This window comes from Bradyrhizobium sp. LMG 9283, from assembly GCF_045571415.1.
In the GTDB taxonomy this organism is placed as follows: domain Bacteria; phylum Pseudomonadota; class Alphaproteobacteria; order Rhizobiales; family Xanthobacteraceae; genus Bradyrhizobium.
Window position 1 is genome coordinate 3,904,448 of record NZ_CP120691.1, and the last position, 13,741, is coordinate 3,918,188.

At 65.1% G+C, this 13,741-nt stretch carries 10 protein-coding genes and 1 pseudogene; 3 read left to right on the forward strand and 8 right to left on the reverse strand.

Translation table 11 applies throughout. From position 1 onward, the window contains the following. Nucleotides 1-181 precede the first annotated feature (181 nt). A complete protein-coding gene (locus P6U29_RS18345; RefSeq protein ID WP_407118844.1) occupies nt 182-949 on the forward strand; it encodes a GntR family transcriptional regulator in 768 nt (255 codons plus the stop codon). A gap of 24 nt (nt 950-973) precedes the next feature. Then, the gene (locus P6U29_RS18350; RefSeq protein ID WP_407118845.1) at nt 974-2,338 is read left to right on the forward strand and encodes an MFS transporter; all 1,365 of its coding nucleotides are present in this window, start codon (nt 974-976) and stop codon (nt 2,336-2,338) included. A 9-nt stretch (nt 2,339-2,347) separates the two neighbouring features. Here the strand turns inward: P6U29_RS18350 and P6U29_RS18355 are convergent, their stop codons facing one another. From P6U29_RS18355 to P6U29_RS18390, 8 genes are all read right to left on the reverse strand, one after another. Beyond that, nucleotides 2,348-3,598: an arsenic transporter gene (locus tag P6U29_RS18355; RefSeq protein WP_407118846.1), complete on the reverse strand. Its 1,251-nt coding sequence runs from the start codon at nt 3,596-3,598 to the stop codon at nt 2,348-2,350. 25 nt (nt 3,599-3,623) lie between these two features. After that, nucleotides 3,624-4,892, reverse strand: coding sequence for an MFS transporter (locus tag P6U29_RS18360; RefSeq protein ID WP_407118847.1), 1,269 nt, complete (start codon nt 4,890-4,892; stop codon nt 3,624-3,626). A 52-nt stretch (nt 4,893-4,944) separates the two neighbouring features. Further along, nucleotides 4,945-5,556 (reverse strand): hypothetical protein, encoded by a 612-nt coding sequence (locus P6U29_RS18365; RefSeq protein ID WP_407118848.1) that lies wholly within the window; start codon nt 5,554-5,556, stop codon nt 4,945-4,947. A gap of 35 nt (nt 5,557-5,591) precedes the next feature. Further along, nucleotides 5,592-6,317 carry a hypothetical protein gene (locus P6U29_RS18370; protein WP_407118849.1) on the reverse strand — a complete coding sequence of 242 codons (726 nt, stop codon included), beginning with the start codon at nt 6,315-6,317 and terminating at the stop codon, nt 5,592-5,594. A gap of 109 nt (nt 6,318-6,426) precedes the next feature. Beyond that, nucleotides 6,427-7,791: a sigma-54-dependent transcriptional regulator gene (locus P6U29_RS18375; protein WP_407118850.1), complete on the reverse strand. Its 1,365-nt coding sequence runs from the start codon at nt 7,789-7,791 to the stop codon at nt 6,427-6,429. After that, a complete protein-coding gene (locus tag P6U29_RS18380) occupies nt 7,776-9,230 on the reverse strand; it encodes a sensor histidine kinase (protein ID WP_407118851.1) in 1,455 nt (484 codons plus the stop codon). Before P6U29_RS18380 ends, P6U29_RS18375 begins: the two co-directional genes overlap by 16 nt. A 36-nt stretch (nt 9,231-9,266) precedes the next feature. Continuing rightward, nucleotides 9,267-9,707, reverse strand: a complete 441-nt coding sequence (locus P6U29_RS18385) for an EamA family transporter (RefSeq protein WP_407118852.1) — start codon at nt 9,705-9,707, stop codon at nt 9,267-9,269. Nucleotides 9,708-9,923: 216 nt separating this feature from the next. Continuing rightward, complete coding sequence (locus tag P6U29_RS18390) at nt 9,924-12,401, reverse strand: PAS domain S-box protein (RefSeq protein ID WP_407118853.1); 2,478 nt, start codon at nt 12,399-12,401, stop codon at nt 9,924-9,926. Between the two features lie 207 nt (nt 12,402-12,608). On the opposite strand from P6U29_RS18390, the pseudogene P6U29_RS18395 reads away from it, so the two are divergent. Beyond that, nucleotides 12,609-13,702 (forward strand): annotated as a pseudogene (locus P6U29_RS18395) (putative zinc-binding metallopeptidase). Nucleotides 13,703-13,741: the final 39 nt, after the last annotated feature.

Consider the following 13,741-nt stretch of genomic DNA (forward strand, 5'->3'; position numbering starts at 1 on the left):
CTCCCCTCGGGAGCATAGCGCGCCCGTTTGTTGTCATTTCCGCGCCGCCAATCGCGGCGCGCCCGGCCGCAGTCTTACGCCTGCTTGTAATATATCACAACATGTTTTAGAGACATCACCAAACAGGCGCCACCTGCCAAGGCGCACCTGCAAGCAGAATGCGGGCTCACGGGAGGACGACATGGCACGGCGCAAGCGCGCGCTCGAGGTTGTGAGAAGCGAGGATGACGGCGGAGGCAGGCCCTCCCGGAGCAACCGTCTCAACTTCTTTGAATTGGCCTATCAAAGAATCGAAGAGCTCCTGGTGAATTGCGAGCTCAAGCCCGGCCAGTTCATGACGATGCTGGAATTGCAGCAGATCACGGGCTTCGGCCGCACGCCGGTGCATCACGCCGTCAATCGTCTCTCGGCCGACACGCTCATCATCATCCGCCCACGTCATGGCCTGCACATCGCCCCGATCGATCTGGCGCGCGAGCGCATGCTGCTCGGCCTGCGCCGTGACATGGAGCGCTTCGTGATCCGCCTTGCGGCCGATCGCGCCAGCCTCTCGCATCGCAACCAGGCGCTGCACATCGAGCGCCTCTTGCGCGAGCGTCGCGCCAGCCTGACCCTCGACGAATTCAATCATATTGACCGTCGCATCGACGCGCTGGTGCTGGAGGCCGCGGGCGAGCCGTTCCTGGTGCATACGCTGCGGCCGCTGCACACGTTGTATCGCCGCATCGGCTACATCCACCACCGCTTTATGCCGGGGCAGGCGGATCTATCAGGCACGATCGATCATCATCTCGCCATTCTCGCAGCCGTCGCCAACCGCCGCGTCGCGGACGCCGTGAAGGCCAGCGATGCGCTGATCGACTACATGGGCGAGATGTTCACGGGCATGGAGGCGGGGATCGATCCGCGCCTGCTCGATTGCAGCATCGAGCCGCTGCTCGGCGCGTAGAGAGTTCTGAAGAAAGGAAGAAGAATGTCAACGATGGCGATGGCAAAACCGACCGCGAGCGAAGCCGCGGTCCGCTACCTCATCACGAACTACAGCCCCAAGGGCAACAAGGTCGGCTGGCTGATGATGGCCTCGATCCTGGTCGAAGCCTGGGACCTCTATTCAATCGCCTTCGTGCTGATCTTCATCAAGGAGCAGTACAATCCCGATCCGCTGATGCTCGGCCTTGCCGCGGCCGGCACGCAAGGCGGCGCCCTGATCGGCGCACTGCTCGGCGGCTGGCTATCCGACAAGATCGGCCGCCGCGTGATGTTCCTGGTGACGATGGTGCTGTTCATCGTGCTGGCGCTGGCGCAGGCCTTCGTGCCGAACGTTGCCTGGCTCGTCGTGATCCGCTTCCTGCTCGGCATTCCCTTGGGCTCGGACATCTCGACCGGCTACACCTACATCATGGAATCCATGGCCAAGGGCGAGCGCGAGGTCATGGGCAACCGCTGGCAGTTCATGTTCGCCGTCGGCGAGGTCCTGACCATCGGCGTCATCGTGATCTTCCTCCTGATCGACATGAATCATGAGATGCTGTGGCGCGTCACGCTCGGCCTCGGCGCGGTGCCCGCGCTGATCATCCTTATCATGCGCCATGACGTGCCGGAGACGGCGGTGTGGCTGGTGCAGAAGGGACGCTACCGCGAGGCCAAGCAGGTCGCGCGCGAGATGTTCAACGATAATCTCGACATGCTGCCGGACCAGGACGTCCAGGTGCCGAAGGTCTCGACCCGCGCCTTCCTCGCCGACCTCAAGAAGGATCCGATCCGCTGGCGCGCGACGGTCTACGGCTGGATCGCCTGCTTCATGCAAGCAAGCGAGTTCTCGACCTTCGCGTTCTACCTGCCGGTGCTGTTCGCGATGGTCGGCGTTTCGTCAATTCTCGGCAACAATCTGGTGACGATGGCGCTGTTTGCCTTCGCGGGGCTGTCGGGCTGGGTCGGGCCCTTGCTGACGCCGAAGATCGGCCATCGTGGCATCTCGATCGCCGGTTTCTCGATCGTGCTGGTATCGCTGCTCGTCGCGGCCTTCGCGCTCTACACCGACAACAAAATGCTGCTGCCGTTCGCGGCCGCCGCGATGCTGTGGGGCCACTATTGGGACGCCTCGAACTGCATGACGATCCCGACCATGGTCGCCAAGCCGAAATATCGCGGCACCGCCAGCGGCTTCGCCTACATGTTCGTGAAGCTGCCGTCGTTCCTGGCGATCTTCCTGTTCCCCTCGCTGTTCGCCGCGATCGGCCAGGCCAACGCCACGCTGTTCGTCGCCATCTTCCCGCTGATCGGATTGCTCGCCGCGATCTTCATCTTGCCGGAAGTCTACGGCTACGAGAACGACTAGGAGAGAATGCTACTTGATCGCGGCCGCCAAGGCCGCGATCAGAGCAGGCGGCGTCACCAGCAGACCGAGCTTGAGGAACGGCCAGGCGCCGACCTCGATCTTCTCCCGCCGGAGCGCGACCAGCCAGAGGATGGTGGCGAGCGAGCCGGTCACCGACAGATTAGGGCCGAGATCGACCCCGATCAGGATGGCGCTGACGACGGATGCGGGGAGATGATCGTTGGCGGCGACCGAGCCGGCGACGAGGCCGACTGGAAGGTTATTGGCAATGTTGTCGGCGAGCGCGGTGGCGATACCGACGCTCCAGGCGGCCTTCGCCACGGACTGCGCCACAGCTTGGTGCAGCAGTGCGCTCAGCTGCGCGATCACGCCGGTCTTCACCAGCGCTTCCACCATGACGAAGAGCCCTCCAACCAGCGGCAGCACGCTCCAGGAGACGCCGTGCAGCACGGGCAAAGGCGATTGCCGGCTGATCAGCAGCACGATCGCTGCCGTCGCCACGCCGCAGATGAAGGTGGGCAGACCCAATTGCAGGTCGAGGGCCGAGGCCCAGATCAGCACGATGCCGATGGCGCCGATGCCGTAGGCCGTCAACAGGCCACCGCGGCTGAGTTTAGGATGAGGCACCCGCTTTTCGATGGTCTCGTCCTTCAGCTCGCGATGCAAGGCAAGGCGTAGGGCGACATAGGTGAGAACAATCGAGGCAAGCGACGGCAGAGCGAACTGGCGCAACCAGACCCCCAGATGCGGCATGTTCTTGCCGAACACGACGAGGTTGGCCGGATTGGAGATCGGCAGCACGAAGCTTGCGGCATTGGCAATGAAGGCACAGACGAAGAGATAGGGGAGCGGCTTGGCGCCGGCCGCGCGCGTGGCGGCATAGACGGCCGGAGTCAGCACGATGGCGGTAGCATCATTCGAGAGCAGCACCGTGACCAGCGTGCCGACCAGATAGATCAGCAGGAACAGCCGCTGCGGCGAGCCGCGTGCATGCTCGACCGCGAACGCAGCCAGATAATCGAACAGGCCTTCGAGCCGCGCCAGCTCGGCGATCAGCATCATGCCGATCAGAAAGAGATAAACGTCGAGGCCCTTCTCAATGCCGACAAGCGCGTCATGCCAGGGCAGGAAACCAAGCACCACCAGCGCGGCTGCGCCGATGACGGCCCAGATCGCCTCGGGCATGCGAAACGGGCGGATGATGACGCCTGCGGTCGCGGCTACGATGATGCTCCAGGCCCAGATGGCGTCAGACGGCACGTTCAGTCCTCAATGTGAAGCGGGATCATTCGGCAGCGATAGCCGATGCTGGAGGCGCTGTCTTCCCCTGCGGCCGCAAGGTGCCATGCCGCGTCTCGGGCAAGGCGAGGAGGCAGATGACGGCGCCGATCGCCGCAACCGCGCCGAGCGTGATGAAAGCCGCACTGTAGCCCGCACCGACCACGACGAAGCCGGCGAGCGTTGTCGAGAGCGCAGCTCCAATGCTCTGGGCGGTGATGACCGCGCCCTGCGCCACGTTGAAGCGGCCGGTGTTGCGCATGAGATCGGCCACGATGACGGGGAAGATCGCGCCGAAGATGCCGGCGCCGATGCCGTCGAGAAGCTGCACGCCGACCAGCCAGAACGGATTGTCGGAGAGTGTGTAAAGCGCCCCCCGAACAGGCAGGATCAGCAATGCGGCGAGGAAGAAGCGCTTGTGCCCCCAGCTGTCGGCCCTGGCGCCGACCAGCATCGCGAATGGCACCATCACAATTTGCGCCGCGACGATGCAGGCCGACATCAGGCTGGTGCCGATATTCTTGTCCTGAAGAGCGAGCTTCTGCCCGACCAGCGGCAGCATGGCTGCATTGGAAAGGTGGAAGAGCAGGACGCAGATCGTGAAGACAAGCAGGGGACGGCAGGTCAGGAGCACGCCGAGGCCTGATGGCTGTTCGCGCTCGCTGCCCGCAACCGCATCGTGCAGCCCGCGGGCAAGATCGTGGTCAATGGCGCGAGTGGGGATTGCGAGGATGCTGACGAGGCTCGCGGTCGCCATGGCGCCGAGAAGGTAGAAGACGACGGTCGGGCCGAAATGGTAGGCCCCGATACCCGCGATCGCCGCCGCCACGGCATTGCCCGCATGATTGAACGTCTCGTTCCGCCCGATCCGCGCGGTGAAGGCGTGGTGGCCGACAGTGCCGAGCGACACGGCGGCGAGCGCCGGCGGGAAAATCACGCTGGCCGCATGCGCTATACTTTGCGAGATCGCGACCGGCACAAAGCATTGAAAGAGCGGCAGCATCAGTGAGGCGACCGTCACCAGAATGGATGCGACGGCCATCACCGGACGCTTGGCCCCAGTTGAATCGATCAGCGCCCCCGCCGGCGTCTGCGCGACGATGCCGGCGAGCGTGGCGACCGACATCACCATGCCGATGCGGGCCTCGTCCCACCGCTGCTCCGTGAGGAGATAGATTGCAAGATAGGGACCGAGACCATCGCGGACGTCGGCGAGGAAGAAGTTGGCCGCATCCAGCGCGCGGCTGGCGCGTCTGCGATCTGCATGTGTGGACACGATAGCCTCCAGTCCAATGCGGCGCGTTTCGTCCTCGCCGTGAACGCCCTGCCTAGGCCGCACGGGCCTCGGCGTCGGGTTTGGGCTTGCCTTTGGGTTTCGGCTTCTTGACGGGCTTCAGCGCATGCAGGCCTGGTCCGATCTCCAGCACCTCGATCACCCGGCCATGCCGGGTCTCTGCTCCGTCACCGCGCGCGGCGACCTTTGCACCCGGCGCGAGCAGCGGCGCGGCGCGCTCGGCTTCCTTGGGCCCGATGCGAAGAACGACGCCGTCGGAAAGCAGTGCGCCGCGAAGCTCGCCCTTCGGGCCGAACAGAGACACCCGTACGCTGCCTTCGGCCGCCATCGGCTGATGCTTGAGCTTTGGACGTTTGCGGTCGGGCTCCGGGCCCTCGTCGATGATCTGTCGTCCACCCGACGAGGTGATGGCGACGGCTGCGAGGAGATCGGCCCTGCGCGGCCGCAAGCCCCGAACGCGAACGGCGTCGCCGGATGAAAGATAGCGGGTCAGCTCGCTCTCCAGGTGTGGCGGCGTGTGGACCAGGATTGCGGTCCGCCCGTCAGGCTTCATGATGAATCCATCGACCTCCCCGTGGGGATTAGGGATGAAGCGCTCGAAGGTACCCTCGACCTCGGGCAGGCAGGCGGGATCGATCCAATGCATGGTGTTTTCCTTTCTCGGTTGAGTGAATGGACGCGTTAGCTGCGCGGAGGTGGAGGAGGCGGAGGACCAAAGGCGGGCGGAGGCGGTCCGCGCCGGTCGGGTCCATCCGCAGGACCACGAGGCGGCCGGGCGCCGGCGAGCTCGATCATCTGCTCCGGCGAGCTTCCGATCGCCTGCACGTCGACCACTCTGCCGAGTGGCGTATCGAGAACAGCGCCGCGCACCGAGACGGGCTGACCCTGCCGCAGCCAGTCCTGCAAACGCTCTGCCTCTGGCGGGGGAAGGCGCAGCACGGTGCCGTCCTCCAGCAGCGCGCCGTTGACTTCGCCGCGCTTGCCGTGCAGCGGCGCGGCGATCCTGCCACTGATCGGCTGTTCCTGACTGCGATCGCGTCGGTCGGGCGGGCCGCTGTCGACGACGCTGCGGCCCGTGGTGACATTGGTGATCGATGCGGCATCGACCAGGGCCACCGCACGAGCCCGCAAGCCGCGAATCGAGACCTGGTCGCCCGGGCGGATCGAGAACACCGTTTGTGCCGTCAGGTGCGGCGGCAGCTTCACCTCGGTGCCATCGGTCAGGATGACGCCATCGACGTCGCCGCGCGGTGTCAGCGTGTATTGCTTGACGGTGCCGCGTGACTCCGGAAGCTGCGAGGAATCCCAGACGGGGCCTGTGCTCTGCGCGTAGGCGGTCGCACTGAGGCCGATCGCCGTGCTGGCGAGCAGTGCACAGAGCCGCCATCGCATGCGTGCTGTCTTCATGGAACAACTCCTTTCGATTTCGCGACCATGTCGCTTGCCAAGCTTTGGCAAGCGGTGTGCCAGTCGCGAGGTCGTTGATCTCAAAGGAGTTGTCGCGATGACGCCGGCGTTATTCGTCGTCTTTGCTGACACGGCCCGTCAGGTTTTCTGACGCGTCGACAGCAATCCCGTAGCGCTGCATCTTGGTGTAGAGGAGCTGGCGGTTGATGCCGAGCCGCCGCGCGGCTTCCGTCCGGTTGCCGCCGCACGCATCCAGCGCGCGCAGAATCATCATCTTCTCGAGCTGCGCGACTGCGGCCGGAAGGTCCGCATCGGGAGGGGAATCTGCCGGGAGCACGTCGGCACGGCTGGTGTCGATGTCGTCGCTCCCGATCACGTCGGAGCGGCTCAGGATGTAGGCCCGCTCGATCACATTGCGAAGCTCGCGGACGTTGCCGGGCCAGCCATGCCGCTGCAACTTTGCGACCGCCGCGGCGGTGAGCTGCTTGTGCCGTCCGCTTGGGACGGCAACGCGAGCAAGGAAGTGCTCGGCCAGAGGAAGGATATCCGCAGCGCGCTCCCGCAGCGGCGGAATCGCAATCGGCACCACGTTGAGCCGGTAGTAGAGGTCCTCGCGAAATTCCTTCGCCCCGACGAGCTTGGCCAGATCGCGATGGGTGGCGGTGATGATGCGCGCGCTGGTGCGTACCGGCTTGCCGCCGACGGGAGTAACGACTTGCTCCTGGAGGGCGCGCAGGATTTTTGCCTGCATGGCGAGCGGCATGTCGCCGATCTCGTCGAGGAACAGGGTGCCGTTGGCGGCATCGCGGAACGCGCCGGTCCTGTCCGCAGTCGCGCCCGTGAAGGAGCCCTTCACATGACCGAACAGTTCGCTCTCGAGCAGGTCCTCGGGAATGGCGGCGCAATTGACCGCGATGAACGGACCATCCTTGCGCTTGCCGTAGGTATGGAGTGCGCGCGCCACCAGCTCCTTGCCGCTGCCCGTCTCGCCGTGAATCAGGACGGTCGCATCGCTGTCGGCCGCAAGCCCGATTGCTTTCTGAACCTGGCGGATCGCCTCACTTGATCCGATCAGACCGTCGCCCGCATCTGGCGCGGGCCCTGCGATCGAATGCGAGCGTTTGGGGAGGCGGTTCAGCAAGGCGCTCAGATCGTCTCGTCCTATTGGCTTGCTGAGATGGTCGAAGGCACCGAGCCTCATCGCCTCGATCGTGTTCGCGGCGCTGGCAAAGGCCGTCAACACCACGACCGGTGGCGCATTATGGGCCGACCGGATCCGGCGCAGCACCTCGATCCCGTCCATGCCGCCGGGCATGCGCAGGTCGAGCAGCACGGCATCGACATCGTCGCCGAGCGCGGCGAGGCCCTCGCGGCCGGACGCCGCCAGGCGAGCGGTATGGCCGAGATCGGTCAACGCTTCGGCCAGACCGTCGCGCAGCGCGGCATCGTCATCGACAATCAGGACGGTCGCCATGGCACCTCGATCTCGAACGTCGCGCCGCGCGGGGTCGGTACGTGCCGTGCTTCGCCGTCATGATTTCGCGCGATCTCGCGCACGATGGCAAGGCCGAGCCCGGTCCCGTCGGCGCGGCCGGTGACAAATGGCTCGAAGAGGCGTTCGCGCAGCTCGTCGGAAATGCCGGTGCCGGTGTCGGCAACCCGCAGGATCAGGTGGCCATCGCGGCGACGGGCTTCGACCGCCACGGAGCCACCGGGTGGACAATTCTGGATGGCGTTTAGAATGAGATTGTCCAACGCGCGCTGCATCTGGAAGGGGTCGAACCTTGGCAACTCCGAGCATGCGCCCTCGGTTCCCGCAGTCAGGATCAGGTCCATGGCGGCCGCGAGCTCGCGATGGGCGTCCACGGCGTTGTCGATGAAAGATGCGAGATCGACCTCCGCAAGCTTCGGTTCGTGCGCCTGGGTCATATCCAGCAGATCCCGCAACAGGATGTCGAGCCGGTCAACCTGTTGCAGGATGGTCCCGAGAGCCGCGTTGCTGCGTGAGCCGTCGGCAACGGCGAGCGCGTTCTCGGCCTTCAGGCGCATTGCGGCGATCGGATTGCGAATCTCATGTGCAAGGCCGGCCGACAGGCGGCCGAGCGCGGCAAGCCGCTCCGCGCTCGCGGCGCGCCGGCGCTCGAGCGAGAGACGCTCACCGGTCGCGTTCAGTGCGTCCACCAGCCGATCGAGCTCGGGCGTGCCGGTACGTGCAAGCTTCGGCAGATCGACGACACCATCCCGCCGGTCGTCAAGGGCGCGCTCGATCAGCGCGATTTTGCGCGACCAAGTGTAGAGCAGCCGAGCGAGCCAGATGGCCGATCCGAAGATCGTCAGTGCCAGAACGACGAGGCCGGCCAGCAATTGATTATAGGCAGGTCCCTGGGCGGTAAAGACGCGCGTCATGGTCCAGCCGGTGACCCCTTGCAGCGGCCCGCGCAACGGGCACGCATGCACGATGAGGACCTGCGATCGGCCGGCTTGCCGGATCGATGCAGGGTGTCCGGAACGCAATGCCTCGGCGTTGACCTCGCCAATGGTGTTTTGCTCGGCCGACGGCAGGTCGGTTTTCGGGCCGGTTCCCTCATAGGTCGGAAATGCATAGCCCAGCGAGCCGACGTTCGCTTGCCAGATGCCGCCTTCTACGCCGGCCGCGCCGGCGAGAGCGGTCCGGGTCACGCCGGTCAGCTCGCTCTTGAGTCGATCGTCGATCGGTCCGCCGCCCCAACCCGCGACGAAGAATTGATAGCGGTCGGCGAGATCGCGGCAGGCCCGGGCAACAAGCTCCTCGGATCGTGCGAGCCGTGCATTGGCGGTCTGCTGGAACGATTCGAACAGCAGATAGCCGGTCGCAATGCCGGAGACGACCAGCATGATCCACAGAGCCAGCAGTCGGATTCGAAGAGAGCGCATCGCTGCATCCTGGGACCTATCCGCCTGATCAGTACCTCAAAACTTGACCGCCAGCAGCACCGCGCCGGCTCCGATCATGGCGATGCCGGCCCAGCCCTGCGCCGTCGGCCGCTCACCGAGAAAGACGAATGCGAACAGGGCGACCAGCACGACGCTGAGCTTGTCGATCGGCGCCACCAGCGTCGCCGGTCCGAGCTTCAGCGCACGAAAATAGCAGAGCCAGGACGCGCCGGTTGCGAGTCCCGACAGCACCAGGAATAGCCAGGTTTTCGGCGAAACGTCCGACGGCGCGGTGAACTGCCCGGTGAGGAAGAGCAGCACCGAAAACGCGAGCAGCACCACGATGGTGCGGATGAAGGTGGCAAGGTCCGGATTGATGTTCTCGACGCCGACCTTGGCGAAGATCGCGGTCAGCGCTGCAAAGCAGGCGGAGAGCAGTGCCCAGGTCTGCCAGGCGGAGAGGAGGGCGGGTTTCATGGATGTATTGCCTTCATCTGGTCGTGACGTGGATCGCAGCCCAACACTCTGCTGTCGTCCCGGACAAGCGTAAGCGCCGATCCGGGACCCATAATCACAGGATGTTGTTTGGCGAAGATTGGTGGTTACCAGCCGGCCCGATAATCTCTCGCTGTGGTCATGGGTCCCGGATCGGCGCGCGCTTGTCCGCGACGACAGCGGTTTGCTTGGTTCACATTACCTTGCCACCGGCAGCTTCTCCGTGATCGCCTTGCGCAGGATGCGCGAGAGCGACTCGACCGAATACGGCTTCTGGATCAGCTCGAAGCCGCGATGGGCGCTTTCGGCGAGCACATTGCTGTAGCCGCTGGTGAGCACCACGGGCAGGCCCGGATAGCGCTCGCGGATGATTCCGGCGAGCTCGACGCCGTTCATGCCGGGCATGATGACGTCGGAGAACACGAGGTCGACGGCGAATTCGTTCTCGCTGAGGATCGCGAGCGCCGCATTGGCGTTGGCGACGCGGCGGACGACATAGCCGAGGTCTTCCAGAAGCTCTGTCGAGAACTGGCCGACATCGTCATTGTCCTCGACCACGAGCACGCGGTAGCCGCGCCCGGTGGTCGCAGCCTCGCTGGTCAGCGCCGCCGCTTCTTTGTCGGTGGCGGGGCTTTGTGCCCGCGGCAGGTAGATGGTGAAGGTCGCGCCTTGACCTCGCTTGCTCGTCACGGCGATGTCGCCCTCGGACTGCTTTGCGAAGCCGAAGGCCTGGCTGAGACCGAGGCCGGTGCCCTTGCCGACCTCCTTGGTGGTGAAGAACGGTTCGAAGATCAGGTCGAGGTGTTCCGGCGCGATGCCGCTGCCGGTGTCGGTGACGGAGATGGCGACGTAATCGCCGCCGCGCGCCGAATGTGCGCGCAGGCTCGGAATTCCCCGGACCTTGCGCACGGCGATGCCGAGGCGGCCTTCGCCGTCCATGGCGTCGCGGGCGTTAATGGCAAGATTGATCAGCGCGGTCTCGAACTGGGCGATGTCGGCCACGGTGAAGCAATCGGCATCCTGAACCTCCACGGCGATCTCGATGCGGCCGCCGACCAAAGGCCGGACCAGCTGCGCCACGCCTTCGACTTGATTGCCAACGTTGAAGATCTGCGGCTTCAGCGGCTGCCGCCGCGCGAAGGCCAGGAGCTGCGCGGTCAGCTTGGAGGCGCGCTCGACCGTCTCGGAGATGGCATCGACATAACGGCGGCGGCGCTCCTCGGGCAACTCGCGGCGACGCAGGAAGTCAGTCGCCGACCGGATGATGGTGAGGAGATTATTGAAGTCGTGCGCGACACCGCCGGTGAGCTGGCCGATCGCCTCCATCTTCTGCGACTGACGCAACGCTTCCTCGCCGCGGCGACGCTCGGTAATGTCGACGGCCTCGGGCACCGCGCCGGTGATGTTGCCGTGACGGTCGAGCACGGGGCGCATGCCGAAATCGAAATCGCGCTCGCCGATCGGCAGCCGCAGGCGCATCTCCAGCCGGACCGCTTCGCCCTTGAGCACGGTGTCGAAAGCCTCGCGCACCTGCTCGCTCATGCCCTCGGTCGCGCTGAACCAGGGCGTGTCCCAAAATGGCTTTCCAATCACGTCCGCGGAATTCGCCTTGATGCCGTCGAGTGCGGTCTTGTTGGCGTAAAGCAGTTCGCCCTTGAGATTGACCAGGCCCTGATACTGATTGCTGGTCTCCAGGATCGCGCGCAGCCGCGCCTGGTTGGCTTCGAGCTCCGCGGTGCGCTCGGCGATGCGCTGCTCCAGCGTCTCGTTGAGCTGCCTGAGCTCGATCTCGGCCTGCTTGGCGACGGTGATGTCGTGGGCGACGCCGATGAAGCCGATATGCTTGCCGGTGGGGTCCCAGCGCGGCTGCGATTCCGAGCGCAGCCAGCGCCATTCGCCGCCGGCGTTCTTGTAACGCGCTTCCAGCACGAACGGCTTCAGCGAGGCTTCACCTTGGACAGATTGTTGCAGCACATGCGGCAGGTCGTCCGGATGCAGCACCTTGCGCCAGTCGAAATCGATGGCCTGGTCGTAGGGCAGGCCGACGAAATCGACATAGGCCTGGTTGGCGAAGGACCGCTTGCGGTCGAGCTTGGTCACCCAGATCGGCACCGGCGCGCTGTCGGCGATCAGCCGAAACCGCTCCTCGCTTTCGCGCAGCGTCTCGCGCGCCAGCGCCTGGTCGGTGATGTCGATATGGGCGCCGACGAGGCGGATGGCGCAGCCATCCTTGTCGCGCTCGATCTTCGCGACGACCCGGATCCAGCGGGTCTCGGCGTCGCTGGGACGGATGATGCGGTATTCGGCAACGTAGTCTTCGCTCGTTCCGGCGAGTGCGTCGAAGAAATGTTTGACGGTCGCGTCGCGATCCTCGGGATGGATGCGGTTGACCCAGTCCTCGTGCGTCTCGTCCGCGGCCTCGGGGCGCAGGCCATGGATCATCAGATATTCGGGCGAACGGCGGTTCTTGAACCCTTCGCGGAAGTCGACCTCGACGCCACCCACCTTGCCGATGCGCTGGATGCGTGCGAGCTCGGCCTCGCGCTCCTGCAGCGCGCGATAGGCGTTGTCGCGCTCGCGCGCGAGGTCTTCGAGGTGCTGGCGCAGCCTTTCGGCGGCGATGGTCTGGGGCAAGGGATCGTTCAAGGCGTCGGCCGTTGTCATGCGGGTGCGCACGTGCCGGACCGATATTCACACAGACGGAGCGTGATAGCCATCGCTTAGAAGGAAATATGCAGGGAAGGGAGCGGATTACGGCAGGTACGAACGAACGCCTCGACCGGCTATTTGTTCCTGACGTTGGAACGATGCGCCCCCTGCGCGCGTATCTGCGAGGCGCGGCAAGTCTCGTTCACGAGGCTCCCTTTCCGAAAGGCTGAAGTCTTGAAGCTCTTTGTCTGTCAGGCCTGCGGCAACGTTCTCTATTTCGAGAACCGCGCCTGCCAACGCTGCGGGCATCGGGTCGCCTTCCTGCCGGAGAAGGAGACGATGTCGGCGATCGAGCCAGACGGAGAAACCTGGAGGACACTGGCCGACAATGGCGAAAGCCTGATGCTGTGCCGGAATGCCGAGTACGACGCCTGCAACTGGCTGACGGACGTAGGCGGTACCACCGGCTATTGCCGCGCCTGCCGCCACAATGGGACGGTGCCGAACCTCTCTGATCCGGCGCAGCTCGCCGGCTGGCGCGAGCTGGAGGTGGCCAAGCACCGTCTATTCTATTCCCTGATCCGCTGGAAGCTGCCGCTCCAGACCCGGCAGGACAATCCCGGACATGGGCTGATCTTCAACTTCCTCGCCGACGATCCGCACAGCGGCGAGAAGGTCATGACCGGCCATGACAGCGGCCTGATCACGATCGCGCTGACCGAGGCCGACGACATTGAGCGCGAGCGGCGCCGGCTCGAGATGGGCGAGCCCTACCGGACGCTGCTCGGGCATTTCCGCCATGAGGTCGGCCACTATTTCTGGGACGTGCTGGTGCGCGACGGCGGCAAGCTCGACCAGTGCCGCGCCGTGTTCGGCGACGATACGGCCGATTACGGCCAGGCCCTGCAGCGTCACTATGCCGAAGGCCCGCCGCCCGACTGGCAGCAGAGCTACGTCTCGGCCTACGCCACGACGCATCCCTGGGAAGATTTCGCCGAGACCTGGGCGCACTACCTCCACATCGTCGATACCCTGGAAATGGCCGCCGAGTTCGGCATGGAGGTGCGCCCCAAGGTGGACCGCGACGGGGAGTTGACGGCGCGCATCCGCTTCAACCCTTACGAGGCGAGGGATGTCGAGGCGCTGGTCAGCGCATGGCTGCCCTTCACCTTCGCCATGAACAGCGTCAACCGCGCCATGGGCCTGCGCGACCTCTATCCCTTCATGCTGTCGCCCGCGGTGGTCGCCAAGCTCGGCTTCATTCACGGTCTGGTCCGCGGGACGCGGCCAAGGCCGGTAAGCCTCGGGAAGCTGCACGGCGCCCCTAGGGCTCGCCGCGCCGATTTCGGTCTTGCGCTGGTACGCCA

Excerpts from the sequence above, each read along its gene's own strand:
- P6U29_RS18345 (WP_407118844.1), top strand. The coding sequence starts at position 182 with ATGGCACGGCGCAAGCGCGCGCTCGAGGTTGTGAGAAGCGAGGATGAC.
- P6U29_RS18350 (WP_407118845.1), top strand. The coding sequence starts at position 974 with ATGTCAACGATGGCGATGGCAAAACCGACCGCGAGCGAAGCCGCGGTC.
- P6U29_RS18365 (WP_407118848.1), bottom strand. The coding sequence starts at position 5,556 with ATGCATTGGATCGATCCCGCCTGCCTGCCCGAGGTCGAGGGTACCTTC.
- P6U29_RS18370 (WP_407118849.1), bottom strand. The coding sequence starts at position 6,317 with ATGAAGACAGCACGCATGCGATGGCGGCTCTGTGCACTGCTCGCCAGC.
- P6U29_RS18375 (WP_407118850.1), bottom strand. The coding sequence starts at position 7,791 with ATGGCGACCGTCCTGATTGTCGATGACGATGCCGCGCTGCGCGACGGT.
- P6U29_RS18380 (WP_407118851.1), bottom strand. The coding sequence starts at position 9,230 with ATGCGCTCTCTTCGAATCCGACTGCTGGCTCTGTGGATCATGCTGGTC.
- P6U29_RS18385 (WP_407118852.1), bottom strand. The coding sequence starts at position 9,707 with ATGAAACCCGCCCTCCTCTCCGCCTGGCAGACCTGGGCACTGCTCTCC.